The sequence below is a fragment of the Runella sp. R5_40 genome (assembly GCF_057652295.1).
This window is the reverse complement of the sequence record NZ_JBYFCH010000035.1, coordinates 1-24066: the sequence shown is the minus strand read 5'-3', so window position 1 is coordinate 24066 and position 24066 is coordinate 1. Positions and strand designations below refer to the sequence as shown.

8 protein-coding genes are annotated in these 24066 nt (G+C 44.4%); 3 read left to right on the top strand and 5 right to left on the bottom strand.

The features are described from left to right. Window positions 1-567 precede the first annotated feature (567 nt). The 4 genes from AC23N5_RS29810 to AC23N5_RS29795 all read right to left on the bottom strand — a co-directional run bounded on the left by AC23N5_RS29810 (window position 568) and on the right by AC23N5_RS29795 (window position 17079). A complete protein-coding gene (locus AC23N5_RS29810) occupies window positions 568-7716 on the bottom strand; it encodes a T9SS type A sorting domain-containing protein (protein WP_487758323.1) in 7149 nt (2382 codons plus the stop codon). A 230-nt stretch (window positions 7717-7946) separates the two neighbouring features. After that, window positions 7947-9686 (bottom strand): tetratricopeptide repeat protein, encoded by a 1740-nt coding sequence (locus AC23N5_RS29805; RefSeq protein ID WP_487758322.1) that lies wholly within the window; start codon window positions 9684-9686, stop codon window positions 7947-7949. Between the two features lie 190 nt (window positions 9687-9876). After that, a complete protein-coding gene (locus AC23N5_RS29800) occupies window positions 9877-11520 on the bottom strand; it encodes a tetratricopeptide repeat protein (protein WP_487758321.1) in 1644 nt (547 codons plus the stop codon). Between the two features lie 399 nt (window positions 11521-11919). Beyond that, window positions 11920-17079, bottom strand: coding sequence for a T9SS type A sorting domain-containing protein (locus AC23N5_RS29795; RefSeq protein WP_487758320.1), 5160 nt, complete (start codon window positions 17077-17079; stop codon window positions 11920-11922). A 206-nt stretch (window positions 17080-17285) separates the two neighbouring features. On the opposite strand from AC23N5_RS29795, the gene AC23N5_RS29790 reads away from it, so the two are divergent. The 3 genes from AC23N5_RS29790 to AC23N5_RS29780 are packed head-to-tail and all read left to right on the top strand — an operon-like array spanning window position 17286 to window position 20326. Next, window positions 17286-19688: a tetratricopeptide repeat-containing sensor histidine kinase gene (locus AC23N5_RS29790; protein ID WP_487758319.1), complete on the top strand. Its 2403-nt coding sequence runs from the start codon at window positions 17286-17288 to the stop codon at window positions 19686-19688. A 14-nt stretch (window positions 19689-19702) separates the two neighbouring features. Continuing rightward, window positions 19703-19930, top strand: coding sequence for a response regulator (locus AC23N5_RS29785; protein ID WP_487758318.1), 228 nt, complete (start codon window positions 19703-19705; stop codon window positions 19928-19930). A 15-nt stretch (window positions 19931-19945) separates the two neighbouring features. After that, window positions 19946-20326 carry a LuxR C-terminal-related transcriptional regulator gene (locus tag AC23N5_RS29780; RefSeq protein ID WP_487758317.1) on the top strand — a complete coding sequence of 127 codons (381 nt, stop codon included), beginning with the start codon at window positions 19946-19948 and terminating at the stop codon, window positions 20324-20326. 193 nt (window positions 20327-20519) lie between these two features. On the opposite strand, the gene AC23N5_RS29775 is transcribed toward AC23N5_RS29780, so the two are convergent. Continuing rightward, a partial coding sequence (locus tag AC23N5_RS29775) for an Ig-like domain-containing protein (protein ID WP_487758316.1) occupies window positions 20520-24066 on the bottom strand: 3547 nt, incomplete at its 5' end.

The following is a 24066-nucleotide window of genomic DNA, read 5'->3' as shown; positions in this document are numbered from 1 at the left end:
CTTGCCTCTGTGTTATTCCAATAAATCGCTTTAGAGGGTATTGGCGTACTAACCCAAGTATACGTTCCATTTGTTTGTCCATTTGGAACATATGCTCCTGCCGAAATACACTTTACAGAGGTTACTGTAATATTCTTGGGAGTAAACGTACAAGTCGCAGCCGCTCTAGCCGAGGAATTGGATGATTGTTGAGTTGTAGTCTGAGCTTGTGCCATGCCTAATAAGCAGCAAAATACCAGATACCAAAATACACGCAAGTAAAATTTGGACATAGTTAAAAAATGAGAATAAAACAATTTTTTAAGAAAAAACATATACCATTTTTACACAATATATCCAACAAATATATGTCTATTAACAGCAGATATGCAAGAAGAAAAAGTCACAATCCATGAACTACCTTTTTTTGTACACCAAACCCATCTAACCGTACACTAAATATCTAACCAGTATTGAAAAGAACGAGCGCCTCAGCCTTTTAAAACCCAATAACACGAAAAGGCACCGAAATCTATCGGTGCCTTTTCGTGAATAAATACCTCTAAAATTGTCTGAAACTAATCTTGTTTAAAGCTTAATAATCTTTAAAGTGCTTTGGGTACGTTCTGATTTTACCTGCAAGAAATACATTCCCTTCGGCAGCTCACTCACCCCAAACTCCTCTTGGTGCGTGTTGGTTTCGGGCACAAATTGACGATGTAAAATTGCCCGTCCTGAGGCATCAGTCAACGAAGTTTGCACTATTAGCCCTTTGCTCTCTTGCAGTTTCAAGCGGAGGACGTTTGAAACTGGGTTAGGGAGAACTGTAGCGAAGGCGCTGTTATCGGTTATCGGTTGTCCGTTATCCGAAACAACTTGCCCTTCACCTCTTGCCACTTGCCCTTCGCCCTTTTCCACTTGCTCTCCACTCTCCGCTGTCCTCGCTGCTCCCACACCAATTCCGTCTTTCGACTGGATTCTAAACCAGTATTCTTGATAGGCCAACACGTTGCCCTGAGGTTTCCGCGTCGATGGATAGATACTGCCCCAGCCTTTCATATCCCAATAACGAATACCCAATTTGTACAAACCTTTCGGTAACCCAGAATCATATACGTTTCCCCCCACTCCGTTGTCTTGGTAAAAACCGTAGGCTGGATGGTTTTGCGCGTACAATTCCGTCCAGCCGTCACGGTTGGCATACATAAAGTAGGGTGCGTTGTTTTCGTGAGTATTAAATGAGCGAAGTACGCCCATTTCGGGCGTCGCCAACATGTCGAAGGTCAACGAGCCATTCGTCCCCAAGGCGCAAGCATCCACGTTGATTGTCCAGTAACGTGGAGCTAGTTTGTTGGCATTTTCTACGTAATACAAGGTCGGATTTACCTGCGTGCTTTGCTCCAATTCAGGGCCACCGTCTCGGGTGATAAATTGGCTACTCCACGCCGCGCGGTCGTTAGACTTTATGGCTGATTTGCTTTCGCCAATGTTTATCAGCGTTAATTCAAAGGCTTTCCAACTCACTTCTTTTGCCGCACTTATTCCGCTCTGGCAACCGTTTTCATACTTGCAATAAGCCGTGAAACGCTGACGAGTTACGTTCGAGTAACCAATCGTAAAACTAGGACCTTCCACCCCCGTATTCCAAACTGCTTTGGCGCCCACAGGACAGGTCGTTGAGACCATCACTTCCACGCCCGTACAAACTACTTCGGCACTTACACTCACCACAGGCGTTACATTCACGGGTATCACGGTATAAGTCACTGTATTACTTTTTTCACTCAAACAACCACCACCCGCTTGGCAACGAGCGTAATACGAGGTCGTTTCGTTGGGCGTTTGACTTGGAAAAGTAAGTAGCGCCGCGTTAGTTGACGCATTGTACCAGACTATCGCCAAACTACCGCAACTGGCCGTACCGCTAAACGCCACGGGCGTTCCACACCCATTTGTCACGTTTAAACTTGCCACGGGAGCCTGGCCAACACTGTTTATTCGAATTCTCATTACTCCTGACTCCGTTTCGATGCACGAAAGCGTACCATCTGATTTACGGCAGCGGACGCGGTAATTGTGGAATTGACCATCCACTAATTGCAAAGGAACAATGCTGCTGTAATCTCCTCCGTCCACTGAGTAAATCACAACCTCACCCGACGCACAAGTCGCACTAAACGTCAAGGTATTGCCTTCCACATTACATATATCTTTGCTTTCGCCTTCAATTACCGTAATTCCATCCGCTATCAAAGACACTTGCTGGGGCGTTGAGGCACGGTAATTAATCTTTACTTCAATCGCACTCGTGTACGTACTAGGGCAACTGGCATCGCAGGCCGCTTGGTAGCGGTGAAGTTGGTTATTGGAAGGTTGAGAAACTGGTGGATTGGTTGACCAGTCGCTCCATGCTCCATTTCCCACTTGCACTCGCCAGACGGGAGCGCCTACGACGCACCCCGTTGTAACCGTAAACTGTAGGTTATTCACTGGATTCGCATCTATATCGCAGAGCGTCTGGCTGTTGCCTTCGTTCAAGGTTTGTTGGAGCGTTGCTAACGTAATTGTTGGTTTGCTTTGTATTTTTATTTCCACACTACCACCTTGGGCTTGGCTACAACTCGTTGATGAGCTTTCCGACACACTTACTAAACTATACTTAAACACTCCAAACACATCGGTTGGAATAGCTACTGCTACACTATTTCCGCTAACGGTTTTCACCGTTTGGGCTGCGCCATCATTGATTTTATAGGTAAACGTGTAAGGAGCCGTTGCATTTGCACCCGTGAAAGTCACGGAGGGCGATGCTCCATTTTGACACACCGTCGTCGTTCCCGAAATCGTCGCTGTCGGTAGCGCATTCACCGTCACTGTTGCGCTGCCACTTTGGATTTGACTACAAGTTGTCGATGAACTTTCCGATACACTCACTAAACTATACACAAACTCGCCCGCCGTACCCGTCGGGACTGACACCGTCACACTGTTGCCACTCGTTGTTTTCACCGTTTGGGGAGTGCCGTCGTTGATTTTGTAAGTAAACGTATAAGGTGCCGTCGCATTTGAACCCGTAAATGTAACGTTAGGCGACTGACTATTTTGGCATAACGCCGTTGTGCCAGTTATTGTGGCTGTCGGCAACGGATTCACCGTTACCGTCGCACTGCCGCTTTGAGTTTGGTTACAAGTTGTCGATGAACTTTCCGATACATTAACCAAACTATATACAAACACACCCGCCGTACCCGTCGGGACTGACACCGTCACACTGTTGCCACTCGTTGTTTTCACCGTTTGGGGGGATACATCGTTGATTTTGTAGGTAAACGTGTAAGGAGCCGTCGCATTTGAGCCCGTAAATGTAACGCTTGGCGACTGTACGTTTTGGCATACCGTCGTCGTGCCCGAAATGGTGGCTGTCGGCAACGCATTTACCGTCACTGTCGCGCTGCCACTTTGGGTTTGACTACACGCCGTCGATGAACTTTCCAATACACTCACTAAACTATACACAAACTCGCCCGCCGTACCCGTCGGGACTGACACCGTCACACTGTTCCCACTCGTTATTTTCACCGTTTGGGGAGTGCCGTCGTTGATTTTGTAAGTAAACATGTAAGGTGCCGTCGCATTTGAACCCGTAAATGTAACGTTAGGCGACTGACTATTTTGGCATAACGCCGTTGTGCCAGTTATCGTCGCAGTCGGCAATGGATTTACCGTTACCGTCGCACTGCCGCTTTGGGTTTGGCTACACGCCGTCGTCGTTGCATCTTTAACACTTATCAACGTGTAAACAAACTCGCCTACTGCATCAGTCGGTACATCTAGGCTTACGCTACTTCCAGTCTGCGTCGTTACGGTTTGTTCGGCACCCGTGTTCAATTTGTAGGTAAATGTGTAAGGCGCTGCTCCTTTGTCGCCCGTAAAAGTGATTTTGGGCGAAGTACTATTTTGACACACCGTCGTCGTGCCCGAAATCGTCGCTGTCGGTAACGGATTCACCGTCACTGTTGCGCTGCCACTTTGGATTTGACTACAAGTTGTCGATGAACTTTCCGATACACTCACTAAACTATACACAAACTCGCCCGCCGTACCCGTCGGGACTGACACCGTCACACTGTTGCCACTCGTCGTTTTCACCGTTTGGGGAGTGCCGTCGTTGATTTTGTAAGTAAACGTGTAAGGTGCCGTCGCATTTGAACCCGTAAATGTAACATTGGGCGACTGACTATTTTGGCATAGCGCCGTTGTGCCAGTTATCGTCGCAGTCGGCAATGGATTTACCGTTACCGTAGCACTGCCGCTTTGGGTTTGGCTACACGCCGTCGTCGTTGCATCTTTGACACGTATCAACGTGTAAACAAACTCGCCTACTGCATCAGTCGGTACGTCAATGCTTACACTACTTCCATTCTGCGTCGTTACGGTTTGTTCGGAGCCCGTGTTCAATTTGTAGGTAAATGTGTAAGGGGCTGTTCCTTTGTCCCCCGTAAAAGTGATTTTGGGTGAAGTACTATTTCGGCATACCGTCGTCGTGCCCGAAATCGTTGCTGTCGGCAACGCATTTACCGTCACTGTCGTGCTGCCACTTTGCGTTTGACTACACGCCGTCGATGAACTTTCCAATACACTCACTAAACTATACACAAACTCGCCCGCCGTACCCGTCGGGACTGGCACCATCACACTGTTCCCACTCGTTGTTTTCACCGTTTGGGGAGTGCCGTCGTTGATTTTGTAAGTAAACGTATAAGGTGCCGTCGCATTTGAGCCCGTGAATGTAACGCTTGGTGAAGGACTATTTTGGCATAGCGCCGTTGTGCCAGTTATCGTCGCAGTCGGCAATGGATTTACCGTTACCGTAGCACTGCCGCTTTGGGTTTGGCTACACGCCGTCGTCGTTGCATCTTTGACACTTATCAACGTGTAAACAAACTCGCCTACTGCATCAGTCGGTACGTCAATGCTTACGCTACTTCCATTCTGCGTCGTTACGGTTTGTTCAGAACCCGTGTTCAATTTGTAGGTAAATGTGTAAGGCGCTGTTCCTTTATCCCCCGTAAAAGTGATTTTGGGTGAACTAGCGTTTTTACAAACCGTCGTTCCACCTGTAATAGTCGCCGTCGGTAAAGGGTTCACCGTCACTGTTGCGCTACCCGTTTGGGCTTGGCTACAGGTCGTCGATGAGGCATCTTTTACACTTACCAAACTGTACTCAAATGTGCCCGATTCATTCGTCGGTACATCTAGGCTGACGCTGCTACCGTTTGTGGTCGTTATCGTCTGCTCAGAACCACTGTTGCTTTTGTACGTGAATGTGTATGGCGCTGTCCCAGATGCTCCCGTAAAGGTGATTTGAGGCGAACTCGCATTTTTACAAACCGCCGTCCCGCCCGAAATCGTGGCCGTTGGTAAAGGGTTCACTGTCACCGTACTATTATCTACGATAAGCACAGTACAGTTATCTTTCGCTATACCGATGGGGATTAAGTTAACATCTGCAACAGCATTAGGAAGTGTCAGCTGCTGATTGTTTCCATTCAAAAGTAGGGTTTGGTCCTCCTCAAGTCCTGTAATTATATAGGTCAGCGTAGCACCGCTGGTTCCTTTGACTGTGAAAATAGCGTCCTTGCCTGCACAAATGGGACTGTTGTTACCGACGATCGTTACGGTTGGCAACGGAGGATCCGTCAATTCCTTTGAGGTAGTAAGAGGAATAGTACAGCCCAGTGCCGTAAGCATAAAATTACTGTAGGTACCTGCTGTAAGTCCGCTCAACGTAAAATTGTTTCCTGCGACATTCACACTTTTGGGACTTGTGGTTGTCGAGGTCGTTGTGAAACTCAGTGCATAATTAGTGCCATTTGGCAAATTAGTCGTAGTGAAAGCAATACTTCCTTGATTTCCGCCGCACGTAGTAGGATTTGTGATACTTCCTGCTGCAAGTGTAATGTTACAAACTAAGTAGTTAAAAGGTACAACAAAGTTACACCCTCCGTTGGTAATTTTGGCATAAAGCGTTCGTGTACCCGTCGGAAACGACGTCAAGGGAGTAAAATTATTGGGTAAACTAAAGGTACCCGCCGATTGAGTCGCCGCTTCATCCGAATAAATGTTGATAGAGCCATTGTAAGAACCTCCGAAGCTAAAAATGGGCGTGGTGGGGTAGCTGTTCACAATGACTGACGAAGCGGAGGTGTTGGTCACTGACCCCGAAAGTGTTCCATAACGAAGCACTCCGTTGTTAGTAAATGTTCCTTGATTATCTAGTTCATTTACCACATACACCAATCCAGTATTGGTCAATGTTTTATTAGCTAGATTTCCTAATTTACCCCTCATTACCCTCAATTCCCCGCACGGTTTATTAGCGAAAGTTGCGTCATTTTGTACACCATCTACTCCTACATTACCATTGGCTCCAATCACTATGTTACCCTCATTAGTAAAATTACCAGAAGAGCCATTCATTAACCCAGCCCTACTACTTTGATCAAGAAAAATCTTCCCCCCTGCGTTGTCATTAAACGTCGCACTGTTTAAGATAGCATAGAATCCAACTAACGCATTGGCTCCAATTGTTATGCTCCCCTCGTTTGTAAACGTACCCTTGCCGTTTGATAATCCACTATTCAAAGTTCGGTCAATAGCAATTGTCCCCCCTAACTGATTGAGGAAACTGCTTTGATTACTTATGCCAATTCCGCCCGATGTGCTACTATTGGACCCGACCACAACCTTCCCAGCATTGGTAAAACTCCCAAAATTTTCCAACCCAATGCCCCCACTAGTAAATCGATCAATATAAATTTCTCCCCCTGTATTATTCACAACAGCATCAGCACTATTTGAGAAAGCACGGATACCCGTTAAGTCATTGGCACCTATAACTAGCTTTCCAGCATTGGTAAAAGTACCTTTCTTGTGAGAAAAAGCAAACCTAGCGACTCCATCAATATAAATTTCTCCACCTGACTGGTTTGTCATACTACCATCATTATCAATCCCAGTTGAGTTAGTTAAATTATCAGCATCAATAACTATTTTTCCAGCATTGGTAAAATTCGAAAAGCTATCTGTGTTAAGCCCAGTAGTTGAAAACTTATAAAGATAAATTTCTCCCCCATTTTTATTCTCAACTGCATTTGTATTTAATAAACCGTATGTCCCCACCGTTTTATTGCTTCCAATAAATACCTTACCTTCATTGACAAACAGCGCACCGTAGGCATCAAAGCCCGCACTGGTAGTTCCATCAATGTAAATTTCAGCCCCTGACTTATTGGTAAATTTCCCAGGAAAGGCATCAGCGTCTTGTGTATAGATACCATACGAAACACTACTGCTCGATGGGTCTATGCGAATAACTCCGCTATTTTCGACTATACCTAAATTTACAAATGAAGCGGAAGGAGACGGAGAAGGCCTACCTCCATCAATGGCAAGGCTTGCTCCACTTTCAATTGTTAATCGAGCCCCAAGTTCCACTTGCACGCTATTGGCTACCGCTGCTGTTCCCACCTTAATGATGGGAGAGTTTACTTCTGACGTATAACCAATAACCACATCTTTGTCCGCAGTTGGAACACCACTCGGCGTCCAGTTTGCCGCTACATTCCAATCACGGCTGACACTGGCATTCCAAGTCACTATCACTCTTTGACTACGCAATAGCATGGGCATGAAGCATAGGAAGGGCACCAAAAAACGGAAAGTAAAAGTTTTCATAAAATTCGATGGACGTATATGTGTTTAGTACTTACACAAAATAGACATACTGCCCTCAAAAAAGCTATTTTAGGGGGTGGACAATGGGGGTGGACAATTTACAATTCACTGACTATCAGTACGCTAAAAAGACCCTCTTTTTATATTGGCTTCTATAATAGCCTCCTCAAAATACTAAGCAGGGCATTAAAATTACGCATTTACCTATACGTCTTTCACAAATAATACGTTTAGACAGCCGAAGTAGTGGAGATATCTTTGATTAAAGTGGGGTATTTTTTACGAATTCGATAGCGTGATTTCTTCACCGAATCGGCGGAAATGCCCAACATATTCCCTTTCACTTTATCCGTCAAATTAAGTTTTTCCAGCGCAGTGAGTCGAATTTCAGCTGCTGTCAACTCAGGGTACTCTTTCTTTAACTCGTCAAAAAAGCCAGGAAATGCTTGCTCAAAAACTGACTTGAAAGAAACCCAATCGTTATCAGTAAGTAACATACTTTGTTGAAGTGACTTTAACGTTATTTCAGCCTCGTTTATCTCGACATCAAGCACTACTTCTTTCTTTATCTGCGTATATATCTTTTCAATTAATTCATTTTTTTCTCTTAAATTGTTTACATATTTGTCCAACAACTCATTCGCTTGTTTAAGTTTTCTTTGAATTTTATTATTTTCAACTTCTGCAATTTTTTTATTTTGAATCCGATGGTCATTAAACCATAAAACAATCAATATAAAACACAAAATCAACCCAATAATAATAACATTTCTCAAACGTCTTTCATAATTAGAATTCACCTCTATCTCTTTTTTTTCATTTAAAAATCTCTCAGCTTCCAGTTGGCTTTCAAATGCTTTTATCTTAGTAATATCCTTTTCTATTTTTATTGAATCATTCACAGCTAAAAGTGAATCTTTGTAACTTGAAGCAAGTTCATATTTTTTTATTTTGTCGTAATATAGGCTTAATGTCATATAAACCAGCCGATTATACCCCTTCCTCCAATATTCGTCTTTGGTTCTATACGTTGGTAAGTATTTTTTTGCTTCTTCAAGCGAATCAAGCTTTATCAAGGAGCAAGCGACGTACAATCGGGATTGTGCTGAATTCAAAGGAATTGACTCTTTAGTCATCTCTACGTCAAGTTTAAGGAAAGGAAGTGCTTCTGCATATTTCTTTTTAAACCAGTAGTTAATTCCTAAATTTCCAATAGCAACACTTTCCAGCACAGTATCGTTGGTTTTCTTAGCCAGTTCAATAGATTTTTTAAATTCAGTCTCCGCTTTATCGTATTGGTTCATTTTGAGGTAACACAACCCCATATTATCGTGATAATCAGCAGGAAGATATAAAGTTTTGTACGGGCTCTTTAGTGCCAATTGACAATATCTCATGGCTTTGTTATAATCTTGATAGTAATAATAGAATGAAAAAAAACCTTCATAGTAAAAACTTGCATATCGAAACGAATAATAATTCATATCTTCTAAAATCTGTTTAGCTCTGTATATAAATTGAATGCTTTTTTTTGTTTCATTTGAATAAAAAAAGTACATTCCAATTGTATAGTAATACATCGCTCTTAGTTCTTTATTACTAGAAGATAGTACATAGTTTTCTCCCCTTTCAAAAACTCGTTCTTTTTTTATTGAGTCGGAAGTTAATAAGTAGGTAAAAGTATGTCTTGCTGTTTCAGAATACGCTAATAATTGCTTATCACCTAGCTCCCTTGCAATTTTACTTAGGCTATCCATTCGTTTAAAATCTTCCTGTACTTTTTGCCAATCATAATACATATTGAAAAAATAATTAAGACGATTTTCAACGGGCTGATTGACAATCTCCCTCACATACAACGGTATGTGTTTCTTCCCCCGTGCAGGAAATGAAGTACCTACTATTCCAATCCATAGTAATAGACTCAGGGCTTTAGAGGGAAATAAATACCATTTAAGCGAGTTCAACATAGACGTTTTTGATTCAGTACAAATCAAAAACCTCTTTGTCAAATATGCTATTTTAAAGGGTGGACAAAATGGGTGGACAATTTACAATTTACTCACAAACAAGATGTTACAAACAAAACCAGCAATTTCAATCCCCTATTCTTGGTTTTCAAAAGTAAAATATACCCCCACTTTAATCAGTAAAGCTTTTCTATAAAGGGGTGTTTTCAATCAATGTAGGATATTTTTTTCGTAGGCGATACCGGGTCTTTTTGACAGAATCTGCCGAAATCCCCAACATATTCCCTTTCACCCTATCCGTTAAATTGAGTTTTTCGAGCGCGGTGAGTCGCACTTCAGCCGCTGTTAAATCGGGATATTTTTTGCTTAAATTTTCAAAAAAATACGGAAAAACTTGCTCAAATAACGACTTAAATTCAGTCCAATCTTTCTCCGTCAGTAAGATACTTTTCTGAAGATTATTCAAGGTCGTTTCAGCCACATCTGGCTCCAGTTTCGGTTCCTCTTCTTCCTTCATTTGGGCAGAAATTTGCTCAATCAGCACATTTTTTTCTTTGATATACACCAAATACTGTTCTAATTGCTGATTCGCATGACGCAACATTTCTTCCGCCCGCTGGCGCTTTTCCATTTGAAGGCGTTTTTCTTGCTTTCCTCGCTCATTGAGCCAATAAACAATTCCCAAAAACAACAGGAATAGGAAACCAATAATCACGTTTCTAACTATACGTTCATTTTTCACATCCGATTGCAAAGTCCTGCGCTCATTGATGTATTTTTCGGCTTGCAAGCTACTTTCCAACACCACCACTTTTTTGTAATCTAGCTTAATTTTTAACGAGTCTTTCAACGTCAATAAGGAATCTTTAAAACGGCTGGCTAGGCTAAAATTGCCCATTTTGGTATAATACAAAGCCGTAGTCTCATAGTGAATCAAATCATACGTTGGATAAGTCCAAATTGGCATTGGCATCGTAGGCGGCCTCAAAAATGTCCTTGCTTTCTCAAGTGAGTCGAGCATGATTAGCGCATTAGCGATATAAAATCGACTGATAACCGCATTCTCAGGGATGGCCTTTTCGTTGACCCTCGCCTCTTCGTATAAATACGGAAGCGCTTCTTTGTACTTTCCTTGCAGTCGAAGTAAATTTCCCAAATTGCCTCTTAGCAATACTTCAAAGTTATAATGTTTCTGTACTTTTGCTGCGTCAATACCCTGCTTAAATGCCTTTTCTGCTTCGTCATATTGCTTCATTTTAAGGTAACAAAGCCCCAAGTTATTGTATATCCCCATAGGCGAAAACACCGCATTAGGGGGTTCTTTGAGCGCAATTTGGCACTGTAGAGCGGCCATTTTATAGTCCTCAAAAAAGTAATACATAGAAAAAAAGCCAATGTAATAATAAATGCTTGGAGGGTACTTGCCATAGTAGGTTTCTTCCAACAATTTTCGAGCTTTGAACAGCAGTGGCAACCCCGTCGTATAGTCTTTATTATCGAATGCTTCCGAACCTCTCCAAAAGAAATAATATGCCTTTAAATCGTCATAGGGAGTTATTTTTGTTATTTTCTCCAATTGCTCGGCATACCTCTTTGTTTCTTTTTCTTGGGTTGCTTCTTCTTTTTTCATCCGTAATTGAATAACCTCAAGATAGGCCAGCGAGCGCTCATCACTTTCGTTGTCGGCAACTTTTTGCACGCTGTCCAACTGCGATTGGTAGCGTTTTGACAAATCGTTGCCGACAAATTGATATGATAAATCAATCAAAAAACGTACTCGCTTCTGTTTCACTGAAAAAGCCTGCTGTGCGTTCAGTTGCAGCGTACTCATCATGATTACCCAACTTATTACAACCACAAGTCGGGACATCCTCAACAATTTTTGATTTAGTTTTGAGTCAGTCACACGTATCAAAATAAATTATATTCCAAAAATAACATTTACCTTGGAATAGTTCTTCTATTTATCGAGGCGCTTTTCTTATCAAACCCTTATTTCTCCCCTATTTCTTCCTGATAATCAAAGCCATAACCGAATACTAATTATCCCAAAAACCTCCTTTTACCTCATAAGTGCTAAAGCACAAGTTATCCGTTCAAAATCGACGAATTATATCAAAACAAATACCCTAAAACTTTTGCACTCCTACTTAAAATAACAAAACAGGGGATAATGGAGATTTTTAACGCTCCCCTACCCCCTGCTCAGATTTAGCAATAATGCAAAGTACCCTTAGTGTATCTTTACAACTTTTAAAGTTGCTTGGTTTTCAGCCGTCGATACTTTCAAGAAGTAGATGCCCGTCGGCAATTCGCTGACGCCAAACTCTTCTTGGTGCGTGTTGGTTTCGGGGGTAAACCGACGTTCTAATATCCTACGACCAGAAGCATCCATCAACGAAGTTTGGACTACTTGCCCCTTGCTCTCTTGCACTTTCAAGCGAAGCACGTTGGTGACGGGATTGGGGAGAACCGTGGCGAAGCCGCCGCTATCGGTTAGCTGTTGTCCGTTATCCGACCCTTGCCCTTTGCTTGTTGCCCTTTGCTTGTTGCCACTTGCCCCTTCTTGCCCCCCGCTATCCGCTGTTCTCGCTGCGCCCACACCTACCCCGTCTTTCGACTGGATTCGGAACCAGTATTCTTGATAAGCCAGCACGTTGCCTTGCGGCTTCCGCGTCGAAGGATAAATGCTCCCCCAACCTTTCATGTCCCAGTAACGTACGCTTAGTTTGTAAAGCCCCTTTGGTAAGCCTTCGTCATAGACGTTGCCACCCGCGCCATTATCTTGGTAGAAGCCGTAAGCAGGATGATTTTGGGCGTACAACTCTGTCCAGCCCTCACGGTTGGCATACATAAAGTAGGGAGCATTGTTTTCGTGCGTATTGAACGAACGAATGACACCCGTCTCGGGGGTGGCCAACATATCAAACGTTAACGAGCCATTTGTCCCCAACGCGCACGCATCCACGTTGATTGTCCAGTAACGCGGCGCTACTTTGTTGACATTTTCTACGTAATATAGGGTCGGGTTTTGTTGCGTGCTTTGCTCCAATTCAGGGCCACCGTCAGCTGTAACAAACTGGCTTGCCCACGCCGCCCGGTCGTTGGTTTTTACCACTGATTTGCTTTGGCCAATGTTTATCAAACTCACCACAAACGCATTCCAGTAAATATCCTTGCGAATACTTTCGGCACTTTGACATCCTCCTTCAAAAAGACACTTTGCCCAGTACGTTTGCTTCGTCACGTTGCTGAACGACACCTCAAAACTTGGGGTAGTGATGCCCGTGTTCCAGCTCGTGGTACTTCCTGTAGGGCAGTTGGCCGAAATTCGTACAGTTGTACCCGTACACACTATCTCTTTACTCACCGTTACAACAGGTGCAATGTGAGTGGAAGTAACAGTAAACGTCACCACATTACTTTTTTCACTCACACAACCACCAATCGCCTGACAACGAACATAATAGGAGGTCGTTTCACTCGGTGTTTGGCTTGGTAAACCCGCTAATGCTTCGTTTGTTACTGCATTGTACCAAATTGTACTCATTGAACCGCAATTTGATGTACCTATAAAACTTGTTGCTAAACCACATCCGCTGGTCACATTTAAACTCGCCATTGGCACCATCGACATACTCGTTAAGCGAAAACGAAGCACATTCGACTCCGTTTCTATACAAGAAAGTACATTGTCCGATTTGCGACAACGTACGCGGTAATTGTGGTACTGACCATCCACCAACTGCGTCGGAACCACACTCGTGTAATCACCACCATCAACCGAATAAACCAATACCTCTCCCACACCGCAACTAGCATTAAACGTAATCGCATTTCCTTCCACGTTACATATATCTTTCGTTTCGCCAGCATTCACCACCACGCCATCGACTAACAACGATACATTTTGTGGAACAGATGCGCGGTAGTTGATGGTCACCTCAATCGGATTCGTATAAGTTACTGCACAACTCGCATCGCACGCAGCTTGGTAGCGATGAGGTTGGTTATTCGAGGATTGGGTAACTGGTGCTGTCGCTGACCAGTCGCTCCAAGCTCCACTTCCCACTTGCACTCGCCATACTGGCGAACCTACAACGCACAAACCCGTAACAGCAAACTGCAATCCATTCACTGGATTCGCATCCGTATCGCAGAACGTCTGGCTGTTGCCTTCATTCAAGGTTTGTTGGAGCGTTGTTAACGTGATTACTGGTTTAGTCTGAACCCTAACCACCGCACTGCCACTCTGAGTTTGTGAACAGTTCGCATCGCTCACACTTACCAACGTATAATTATATACGCCTTCTGCGCTGCTCGATTGACTCACCGTCGCTGTCGAGCTGCCGCCTGTTGTCGTCACGGTTTGTATTGTTCCTCCGTTCAACTGATAACTGAACGTGTAAGGGGATGTCCCGTTGCTTCCTGTAAACGTTAGTATCGATGATGCCCCGCCCTTACAAGCGGTCGTCGTGCCACTTACAGTCGCCAAGGGCAACGGGTAAGACGCCACTTGTGCAGTGCCCGTCATGCCTAAGGTACAGTTCGTCGCCGCATTCGTTGCTACCACCATATACGTTCCAAGTGACGTTTGTAAACCAAATGACAACGCCGAACCTGTTCCTGGCAATGAACTCCCCACCACGGCGTCTCCCAACTTGAGTTGGTAATTAATACCTGTCACTGAGCTACTTAAACCAACCAATACCCCTGTTCCCCCTTGACAGTAGCTGCCGCCCCCTGTCACAGAAAATGCAGTAGGTAATGCGTTGATACTTACCGTCGCCGACCCACTCATCGTGGCCACACAACCACCCGTCGTTGTCGTGGCTTCAACCGTGTAACTGCCTGCATCCGTCTGATTACCAAACGAAAGCGCACTTCCTGAGCCCGCTACCACACTGCCAACGTTGCTGCCGTCTTTCTTCAATTGATAATTGACCCCCGTTTGCGAATTGGATAAACCCACCGCTACTCCTGCACCGCCTGCGCAATACGAACCGCCGCCTGTTACGTTGTACGCCGTCGGTAAACTAATCACTGTTACCGTTGCACTGCCTGTCATGGTCGACGTGCAACCACCCGTGGCTGTGGTGGCTTCTACTGTATAGGTACCTGCGCCCGTTTGATTTCCAAACGGTAACGCACTACCCGTGCCCGCTACCACACTGCCGACGTTGCTGCCATCTTTCTTCAATTGGTAATTGACCCCCGTTTCTGAATTTGATAAACCAACCGCTACACCTGTGCCGCCTGCACAATAACTTCCGCCGCCTATCACAGAATAAGCCGTCGGTAAGCTAATCACCGTCACCGTCACACTGCCCGTCATGGTCGCCGTGCAACCGCCTGTAGCCGTCGTGGCTTCTACCGTATAGGTACCTGCGCCCGTTTGATTCCCAAACGGTAACGCACTGCCCGTGCCCGCTACCGCACTGCCGACGTTGCTGCCGTCTTTCTTCAATTGATAATTGACTCCCGTTTGCGAATTTGATAAACCAACCGCTACACCTGTGCCGCCTGCACAATAGGAGCCTCCGCCTGTCACGTTGTACGCCGTCGGTAAGCTAATCACCGTCACCGTCACACTGCCCGTCATGGTCGCCGTGCAACCACCCGTGGCTGTGGTGGCTTCTACCGTATAGGTACCTGCGCCCGTTTGATTCCCAAACGGTAACGCACTTCCCGTGCCCGCTACCGCACTGCCGATATTGTTTCCGTCTTTCTTCAATTGATAATTGACTCCCGTTTGCGAATTTGATAAACCAACCGCTACACCTGTGCCGCCTGCACAATAGGAGCCTCCGCCTGTTACAGAATAAGCCGTGGGAAGCGGATTGATACTGACCGAAGTAGTGGCCGTTACGGGGTCACAACCACCTGCTGCCGCGATGGTGTAAGTGACTGTATAAATCCCCGCAGAACTTGTACTTGGTGTAATTTCCCCTGTGACGGCATCAATACTTAAACCAGCCGTCGAGCTGTAGAAGCCTCCTGTATAAGTATTTGTACCCGTCAGAGCTACCGAAACAGGCAATGCGTTGGAACAAAAAGGGGATCCTGTGTAACTAATATTCGCCGTGGGAGGCGTACAGGGGGGGACAACTGTCACCTTAACAATAGCATCGGCACTGCAATTACCTTCAGTTGTATTCAGACGAAGGATGTAATCGGTAGATGAGGCAACCGTCGGAGCAATAAAAGTTGGATTTCGATCACTTGAACTGAATCCGTTTGGGATGCTGCTCCAAGTGTAAGAAGGCGATGAAGCTATCGAACTTCCACTGAAAGAAATAGAAGCCCCAGAAGCAACGGTCTGAGCGGTGGAAGGAGAAATGGTGGGCTCACATGGAATTGGTAAAATGTCTGTATAAGTAGATAGATACACCTGCCCCCCTGAAACATAAGCCGCTAAAAGATCTTTTTTGTTTCTAAACAGATTTTGACCCGTTGCATTTGTTGCTACTTCTATCTGTGAACCCCAAGTGCTTCCCTGATTATTACTGATTCGAAATCCTACACTGCTGGATGTGATTGAATACCCATCTACCAGGTTTCCAAAGTCATCTACTAACAAGCTTCGTCCAGAAGGAACTTTATTATCTCCCAAAGTGATAGCAGTGGATGTCCCGTCTGTCAGATTTATTTTATATCCTATCTTAACATCTCCTGCCGTAGGTCCTCCGCCAGCAAAGGCATACTTACCAGCGTATGTAATGGAAGCCGTATAGGAAGAATAGTAACGGCTAATACTCGGATTCAACGAAATACTGCCGAAGGTGCTGCCATTGTCAGTACTTTTATGAATTGAAATATTCGGATTGTCACCAACAATGTAAAGATCTCCCGAATACTGGTCGGCGAAAATATCAGAAAATGTTCGATTGGCAATTCCTGTATTCACTGCCGTAAAACTCCCGTCTCCCTGTGTGGTATTTCGATACATTACTATAGCAGTTCTTGGAAGAATATAGATATTATCCCCGTAACTTTCTATACGAATCCCGGGTAAACTTGAGAGAGAAACAGATCCCAACGTGGTCGGAGTGGAAAATGTAGTTCCTCCGTCGGTGCTTTTTGAAAAGTAAGCAACACTTGACCTAATCCAAGTAACATAAATATTTCCATTGTCTGCGATCTCAATATCTGCTTCACCTGTTGTAATGTTATTATCAACTGGTACACTGGCAAGAAACGACTGGCCTCGATTGGTACTTTTAGCGACCCTTACTCCTAAGCTACCCCAAAAAATTACGTAAATATTTCCATTACGGTCAACACCGATATTTTTGGTGGAATTTGATGTCCCTATCGAATTGGAAGCGCCCACATCGCTGACCTGTACAGCCGAGTAAGTGGGAGATTGGGCCACAACGGAAAAGTATCCCATTAGTAGCCCAATTGCTAACAGGGAGAATTGCGTAAATTTTTGTTTCATAATAATTGAAAACTCTTAATTGTGCATTTGCCTTGATTGAAGCCACAAAAATATACCAAGAAAAAGGCTTATTCCATAGGGAGAAACCCCTATTTTAAAGCAGCAAAATTGTATAAAAAAAATGGTTGACTAGTTTTGTGACCCAATCAATCCCGTCTATGAGAAAACTCTTTTTGTATGTTTTGTTAATGTGCAGCCCTTTTCTTCTTCAAGCTCAAAACAAAAAGAAGCTAGACAGTTTATTGAGGTTGAATAACGTTTACCTGAAAAAAGATACTGTTAAAATAAAATTGCTGCTGGACATTCATAGCTCGTATGTCCCATTTGATTCAAAAACAGGGCTGAAATATGCTGATGAAGCGTTGGTATTAGCGCAATCCATACATCACCCCTTTTTTACGGCGACTGCCCAACTCCAAAAAGGCCAGTCGTTACAAGACAATGGTAAACCCGAGGAGGCATTACAGTTGTACGCTCTATCTAAGCAGTATTTTGAGTCAGGCAATAAAAAACATGTTAATCTGGGCTCTATTTATGTGTCCATGGGTAGCGTATATGCTATCCAACAAAAATCAACCCTTGCGTTGCAGTACGTACAAAAAGGGCTTGATTTTTTTCTGGATCAAAAACAAAAAAGAGGAGCTGCCAATGCTTATTTGGCCCTTTCAACCAGTTATCAACAAATAAACGACTCGGCAAAAGCAGAAGAAGCCCTCAAGCAATCGGAAGCGCTGTATCGAGAACTGAAAGATAATTTGGGTATTGCGCTTGTGCTTATTAAAAGAGGGAGACCCCAGTTTGATACAGGGAATTATCAAAGGGCGCTGGACTTGTTTTTAAAGGCTTTACAATTGCTAGATGAATCTGTCTATTCGAGTCGATTATACGAAATATATTCGTTGCTCGGGGATATATTTAATCGAATCGGTGATTCGGATAAAGTATTGCTTTATAAGCAAAAAGCGGTAGCAGTGGCTGAAAGTTTGGGACGAGAGCCCCTGATTGCTGAAAGTTATCTCAACGTAGGGGTAGCTTATTTTGTACTCAATAACTTTGATAAAAGCCTGTCCTACTATTTAAAAGCACTATCAGTAGCAAAGAAAATTGACGACAAACCGAAATTGTTTATTATTTATTCAAAACTGGGGCCTGCTTATCTCAAACAAAAAGACTTTGAAAAAAGCTGGACGTACTTACAGGAAGCCCACAAGCTGAGTCGAGAACTTCAAAATAGCCGTCATATTGCCGCTTCTTTACACGATATTGGTAATTATTACTACACTGTTCCTGATTCCGTTTTACTGAAACGCGGCATAGCGCCTTCACAACGGTACCAAAAATCGTTGGAATACAATATTCAAAGCCTGCAACTTTATGAAAAAGCAGGTGACAGAAGGAATATTTCGGCACGGTGGGCCAGCCTAAGTATTTTGTATCGTGACATGGGAGATTTTAAGCAAGCTTATAACGCATATAGAAAATTTATAACCATTAAAGACAGTATTCTTAATGAAAACATTAAAAATGAAGTCATCCGAAAAGAAGCTCAATATGATTTTGACAAAAAGGAAGCTCAACTTAAGTACGAACAACAACTCATAGCCAAGGAGCTTGAGAAGGAAAAGCTTCTCACAACTCAGCAGCAACAAGCTATCCAAATCACAAACCAAACCCTTATTTTGAGTGAGAAAGACCGAGATTTACAAAGATTAGCTTATCTACAAGAGAAAGCAAAAAAACAAGAACGCGAACAAGAACTCAAACTTGCCTGGCAAGATAAAAAGCTGCAGAGCTCCCAACTGCTTGCACTTACCAGAGAAAAAGCGCTTCAGCTTCAAACCCTCGCCAAGAAAAACGCGCTAATCGGTTTTCTCATTGCCTCGTTGCTGGGGTTGGTGTTGTCCGTATTTTCGTTTTATCTGTGGCAACGCCAAAAACGCCTAAACCAAGAAAAAGAGAACAGTATGAACTTTACCAAACAACTATTACAAAATACGGAAGAAGAACGTCAACGAATTGCTAGCGACCTCCACGATAGTATCAGTCACGAACTCCTCACTCTAAAAAATATTCTTCAGGGGGATATTGCAACAGTCAGTGGTAAAATAGATACCATTATTAACGATGTTCGCAGCATTAGCCGAAACCTACACCCCGTGTTGTTTGATCAAATTGGGTTAGTAATCAACATCAAAACCCTCGTAGAGCGTTTTGAGAACCAAAATGATTTTATGGTGATGACTGACATTGATTACCAAAGCACCCTAACTTCCTCTGATGAGCTTCAATTGTACCGTATCATTCAGGAGGCGTTGAGTAATGTGATTAAATACGCCAATGCCCATGCAGCTAAAATTACTTTACAAGCTACAGAAAAACAGGTATTACTTGAGATTAGAGACAATGGAAAAGGATTTGATGTTGAAAAAACGCTGAATAGTGGCAAAGCTTTCGGATTGCATAATATCATCGAACGTGCTCGGGTCGTTGGCGGAACTACCCAGCTCCAATCCACCTCTAAAGGGACGGTAATATCAATTGTTATTCCTCAAAAAAGCTAAAAAACGTTCAAAAATTGCCTTCTATATTAATCGCTGACGACCATCCCTTGTCCTTAATGGGCACCAAAGTATTTGTCGAATCCCTAGGCTATCGTGTAGTCGATTGCTGTTCTAACGGCATTACAGCACTCAATTTAATAAAGTTACACTTACCCGATATCGCCATTCTTGATATTAATATGCCTGGACTAAGCGGACTTGAAGCGCTACAGCAAGTTGCTTCGGTTCGCTTGCCAACCTGAGTTATTTTGTTGACCATGCACCGAGAAAAGTCAATTTTTGAGAAAGCAAATCAATATGGGGTGTATGGGTATTTACTAAAAGAATTTGCCCAAAATGAGTTAGATGATTGCTTGAAAAAGGTAAACCAAGGCAAATTATACATAAGTCCTAATCTCCAATCGGAGCTAGTTCAAGATAAGACAACCTCAAAAGACGGTTTGGAAAATCTCAGCTTTGCCGAGCGCAAAGTACTGGCTCTCATTGCCGAGCACAAAACCTCCAAGCAAATTGCTGAACTGCTATTTATTGCCGAAAAAACAGTAGAGCATCACCGTGCTAATATTATCCAAAAACTCAATTTACCCAAAGAAAAGAACTCACTTTTGGTTTGGGCTACTGCTAACTATAAAAAGTGAGTTCAATACCTTGTTTGAAAAGTAATATGATATTTTTTATCCCACAGATAAACGCGGATTGGCGCAGATAAGCTCATTAGCCGTATTAATCACCCAAAATCTGCGGTTATCTGCGGCTTTAGAATCAGCGTAAATCTGCGGGTAAATTATTAAGAAACTTAATAAACAACATATTCAACTAGTAGTAAAAAAATTACTCCTCTGTTTTTAACACTCTTAAGACCGCTTGTTTAGTGTGTGTCTGTACTTGTAAAAAATAAATTCCCGTCGGCAATTCGCTAACGCCAAACTCTTCTTGGTGCGTGTTGGTTTCGGGGGTAAACCGACGTTCTAATATCCTACGACCAGAAGCATCCATCAACGAAGTTTGGACTACTTGCCCCTTGCTCTCTTGCACTTTCAAGCGAAGCACGTTGGTGACGGGATTGGGGAGAACCGTGGCGAAGGCGCCGTTATCGGTTAGCTGTTGTCCGTTATCCGACCCTTGCCCTTTGCTTGTTGCCCTTTGCTTATTGCCACTTGCCCCTTCTTGCCCCCCACTCTCCGCTGTCCTCGCTGCGCCCACACCTACCCCATCTTTCGACTGGATTCGGAACCAATACTCTTGATACGCCAGCACGTTGCCTTGCGGCTTCCGCGTCGAAGGATAAATGCTCCCCCAACCTTTCATGTCCCAGTAACGTACGCTTAGTTTGTAAAGCCCCTTTGGTAAGCCTTCGTCATAGACGTTGCCACCCGCGCCATTATCTTGATAGAAGCCGTAAGCAGGATGATTTTGGGCGTACAATTCCGTCCAGCCCTCACGGTTGGCATACATAAAGTAGGGAGCATTGTTTTCGTGCGTATTGAACGAACGAATGACACCCGTCTCGGGGGTGGCCAACATATCAAACGTTAACGAGCCATTTGTCCCCAACGCGCACGCATCCACGTTGATTGTCCAGTAACGCGGCGCTACTTTGTTGACATTTTCTACGTAATATAGGGTCGGGTTTTGTTGCGTGCTTTGCTCCAATTCAGGGCCACCGTCAGCTGTAACAAACTGGCTTGCCCACGCCGCCCGGTCGTTGGTTTTTACCACTGATTTGCTTTGGCCAATGTTGATAAATGTCAATTCAAATGCTTTCCAAGCTACCGATTTTGGTAAACTTACAGCTGTTTGGCAACTATTTTCGTAAATACAACGAACGGTGTAAGTCTGACGGGTTACGTTGGCAAATGAGACTTTAAACGAAGGTGTTACCACTCCCGTATTCCAAAGTGGTGTAGCTCCTGCTGGACAATTGGTCGAAACAGTCACTTCCGTTCCCGTACAGACTAGTTCCGCGCTTGTTGTAACGATTGGAGCAGTACTTACAGCTATAACTGCGTAAGTCACTACGTTGCTCTTTTCACTCAAACATCCCCCGTCAGCTTGGCAACGTACATAATACGACGTCGTTGCTTCAGGCGTTGTTGTGGGCAAATTAGGCAAGGCTATGTTTGTAGTCGCATTGTACCAAATAGAAGTAGCCCCTCCGCAGTTGGCCGTGCCAACCCATGCCACGGGGCTACCACAACCACTTGTAACATTCAGGCTGACAACAGGAGGAGCTGGTACAATCGTTATCCGCAAACGCATCACTCCTGATTCTGATTCTACACACGAGGTAGTTCCGTCCGATTTGCGGCAACGTACGCGGTAATTGTGGTACTGACCATCCACCAATTGCGTTGGAACGACACTGCTGTAATCACCGCCATCTACTGAGTAAAGTAGCACTTCTCCCGATGCACAAGTCGCGTTGAACGTCAAAGTGTTTCCTTCTGCATTGCAAACCTCCTTGGTATCTCCTGGGTTTACCGTTACTCCATCAGCCAACAATGACACATTTTGAGGAACCGAAGCACGGTAATTTACTATTACCTCAATTGGATTGGTAAAAGTAGAATTACAATTGGCATCGCAAGCAGCTTGGTATCGGTGAATCTGGTTATTGGACGATTGGGAAATTGGCGGATTGGTTAACCAACTGCTCCAGGCACCATTTCCAACTTGAACCCTCCAAACGGGTGCTCCTGTTACACACAAACCCGAAACATTAAACTGTAAACCATTAACTGGATTGGCATCCGTGTCACAAAGTTCTAACTTATCTCCTTCTTTGAGTACAGTAGCGTTAAGATTGAGGGTCACGGTTGGTTTTCCCTGTACAATGACTGTCAGCACTGCGTTTTGGACTTGGCTACATCCATTGGCATCCATCACACTAACCAGCGTATATTCGTAACTACCAGCATTTGCCGTTGGATGTTGAATCGTAGCAACACTTCCAGACGACACTATATTTTGTTGGTTTTCATTGTTAATCTTGTAAACAAACGTGTATGGCGAGCTTCCATTAGCTCCCACAAACCGAAGTTCAACGGGAGTCGCATTCGAGCAACTGGTTGTTGTACCAGTTAGCATAGCAGTAGGAAGCGAATTGACTAAGACATCCATCGTGGTTGGGACTGCACATTGAGCAACAGCTGGCGTAAACGTATAGCTGGTCAATCCTACATTTGCCGTACTTATGGCAGCATTCCACGTTCCCGTTATTCCATTTTCTGATGTCGTAGGTAAAACTGCAGGAGTAACTCCTTGACAATAAGGGCCTATTTGTGTAAATGTCGGAGTTACTGAAGAGCTTACTTGAACCATCATAGATGCTGTCGTAGCACATTGCCCCACTGTAGGAGTAAATGTATAAGTAGTTGTACCGACAGTCGCTGTACTAATTGCGCTATTCCACGTTCCCGTTATTCCATTTAATGAGGTTAACGGAAGAAACCCTGGCGCAGCCATTGGGCAGTACGGCCCTAGTTGATTAAACGTTGGAACCACAGGTGTCTTCACCGTTACACTGTTCGTCGTCGCACTGCACCCTGTCGCCGTTTCCGTGAACGTAAACGTTACACTACCCGCAGCTACACCCGTTACGACACCCGCATTCGTTACCGTCGCTTTGCTATCATCGCTGCTTGTCCATGTACCGCCGCTGCTTGGACTCAACGTGATGGTACTTCCAAGGCACACACTTGTTGATGGTGTGCTGACTGTTGGTTTGGCATTGACCGTTACACTGTTCGTCGTCGCACTGCACCCTGTCGCTGTTTCCGTGAACGTAAACGTTACACTACCCGCGGACACTCCCGTTGCTACACCCGCATTCGTTACCGTCGCTTTGCTATCATCGCTGCTTGTCCATGTACCGCCGCTGCTTGGACTCAACGTGATGGTACTTCCAATGCACACACTTGTCGATGGTGTGCTGACTGTTGGTTTGGCATTGACCGTTACGCTGCTCGTTGTCGAACTGCACCCTGTCGCCGTTTCCGTGAACGTAAACGTCACACTACCCGCAGCTACACCCGTTACGACACCCGCATTCGTTACCGTCGCTTTGCTATCATCGCTGCTTGTCCATGTACCGCCGCTGCTTGGACTCAGCGTGATGGTACTTCCAATGCACACACTTGTCGATGGTGTGCTGACTGTTGGTTTGGCATTGACCGTTACACTGTTCGTCGTCGAACTGCAACCCGTGGCGGTTTCGGTAAATGTAAACGTCACACTACCCGCCGAGACTCCCGTTACTACACCCGCATTCGTCACCGTCGCTTTGCTATCATCGCTGCTTGTCCATGTACCGCCGCTCGTTGGACTCAACGTGATGGTACTTCCAATGCACACACTTGTTGATGGTGTGCTGACTGTT

Coding starts and splice junctions, on each gene's coding strand:
- AC23N5_RS29810 (WP_487758323.1), bottom strand. CDS start 7,716: ATGAAAACTTTTACTTTCCGTTTTTTGGTGCCCTTCCTATGCTTCATG.
- AC23N5_RS29805 (WP_487758322.1), bottom strand. CDS start 9,686: ATGTTGAACTCGCTTAAATGGTATTTATTTCCCTCTAAAGCCCTGAGT.
- AC23N5_RS29800 (WP_487758321.1), bottom strand. CDS start 11,520: ATGATGAGTACGCTGCAACTGAACGCACAGCAGGCTTTTTCAGTGAAA.
- AC23N5_RS29795 (WP_487758320.1), bottom strand. CDS start 17,079: ATGGGATACTTTTCCGTTGTGGCCCAATCTCCCACTTACTCGGCTGTA.
- AC23N5_RS29790 (WP_487758319.1), top strand. CDS start 17,286: ATGAGAAAACTCTTTTTGTATGTTTTGTTAATGTGCAGCCCTTTTCTT.
- AC23N5_RS29780 (WP_487758317.1), top strand. CDS start 19,946: ATGCACCGAGAAAAGTCAATTTTTGAGAAAGCAAATCAATATGGGGTG.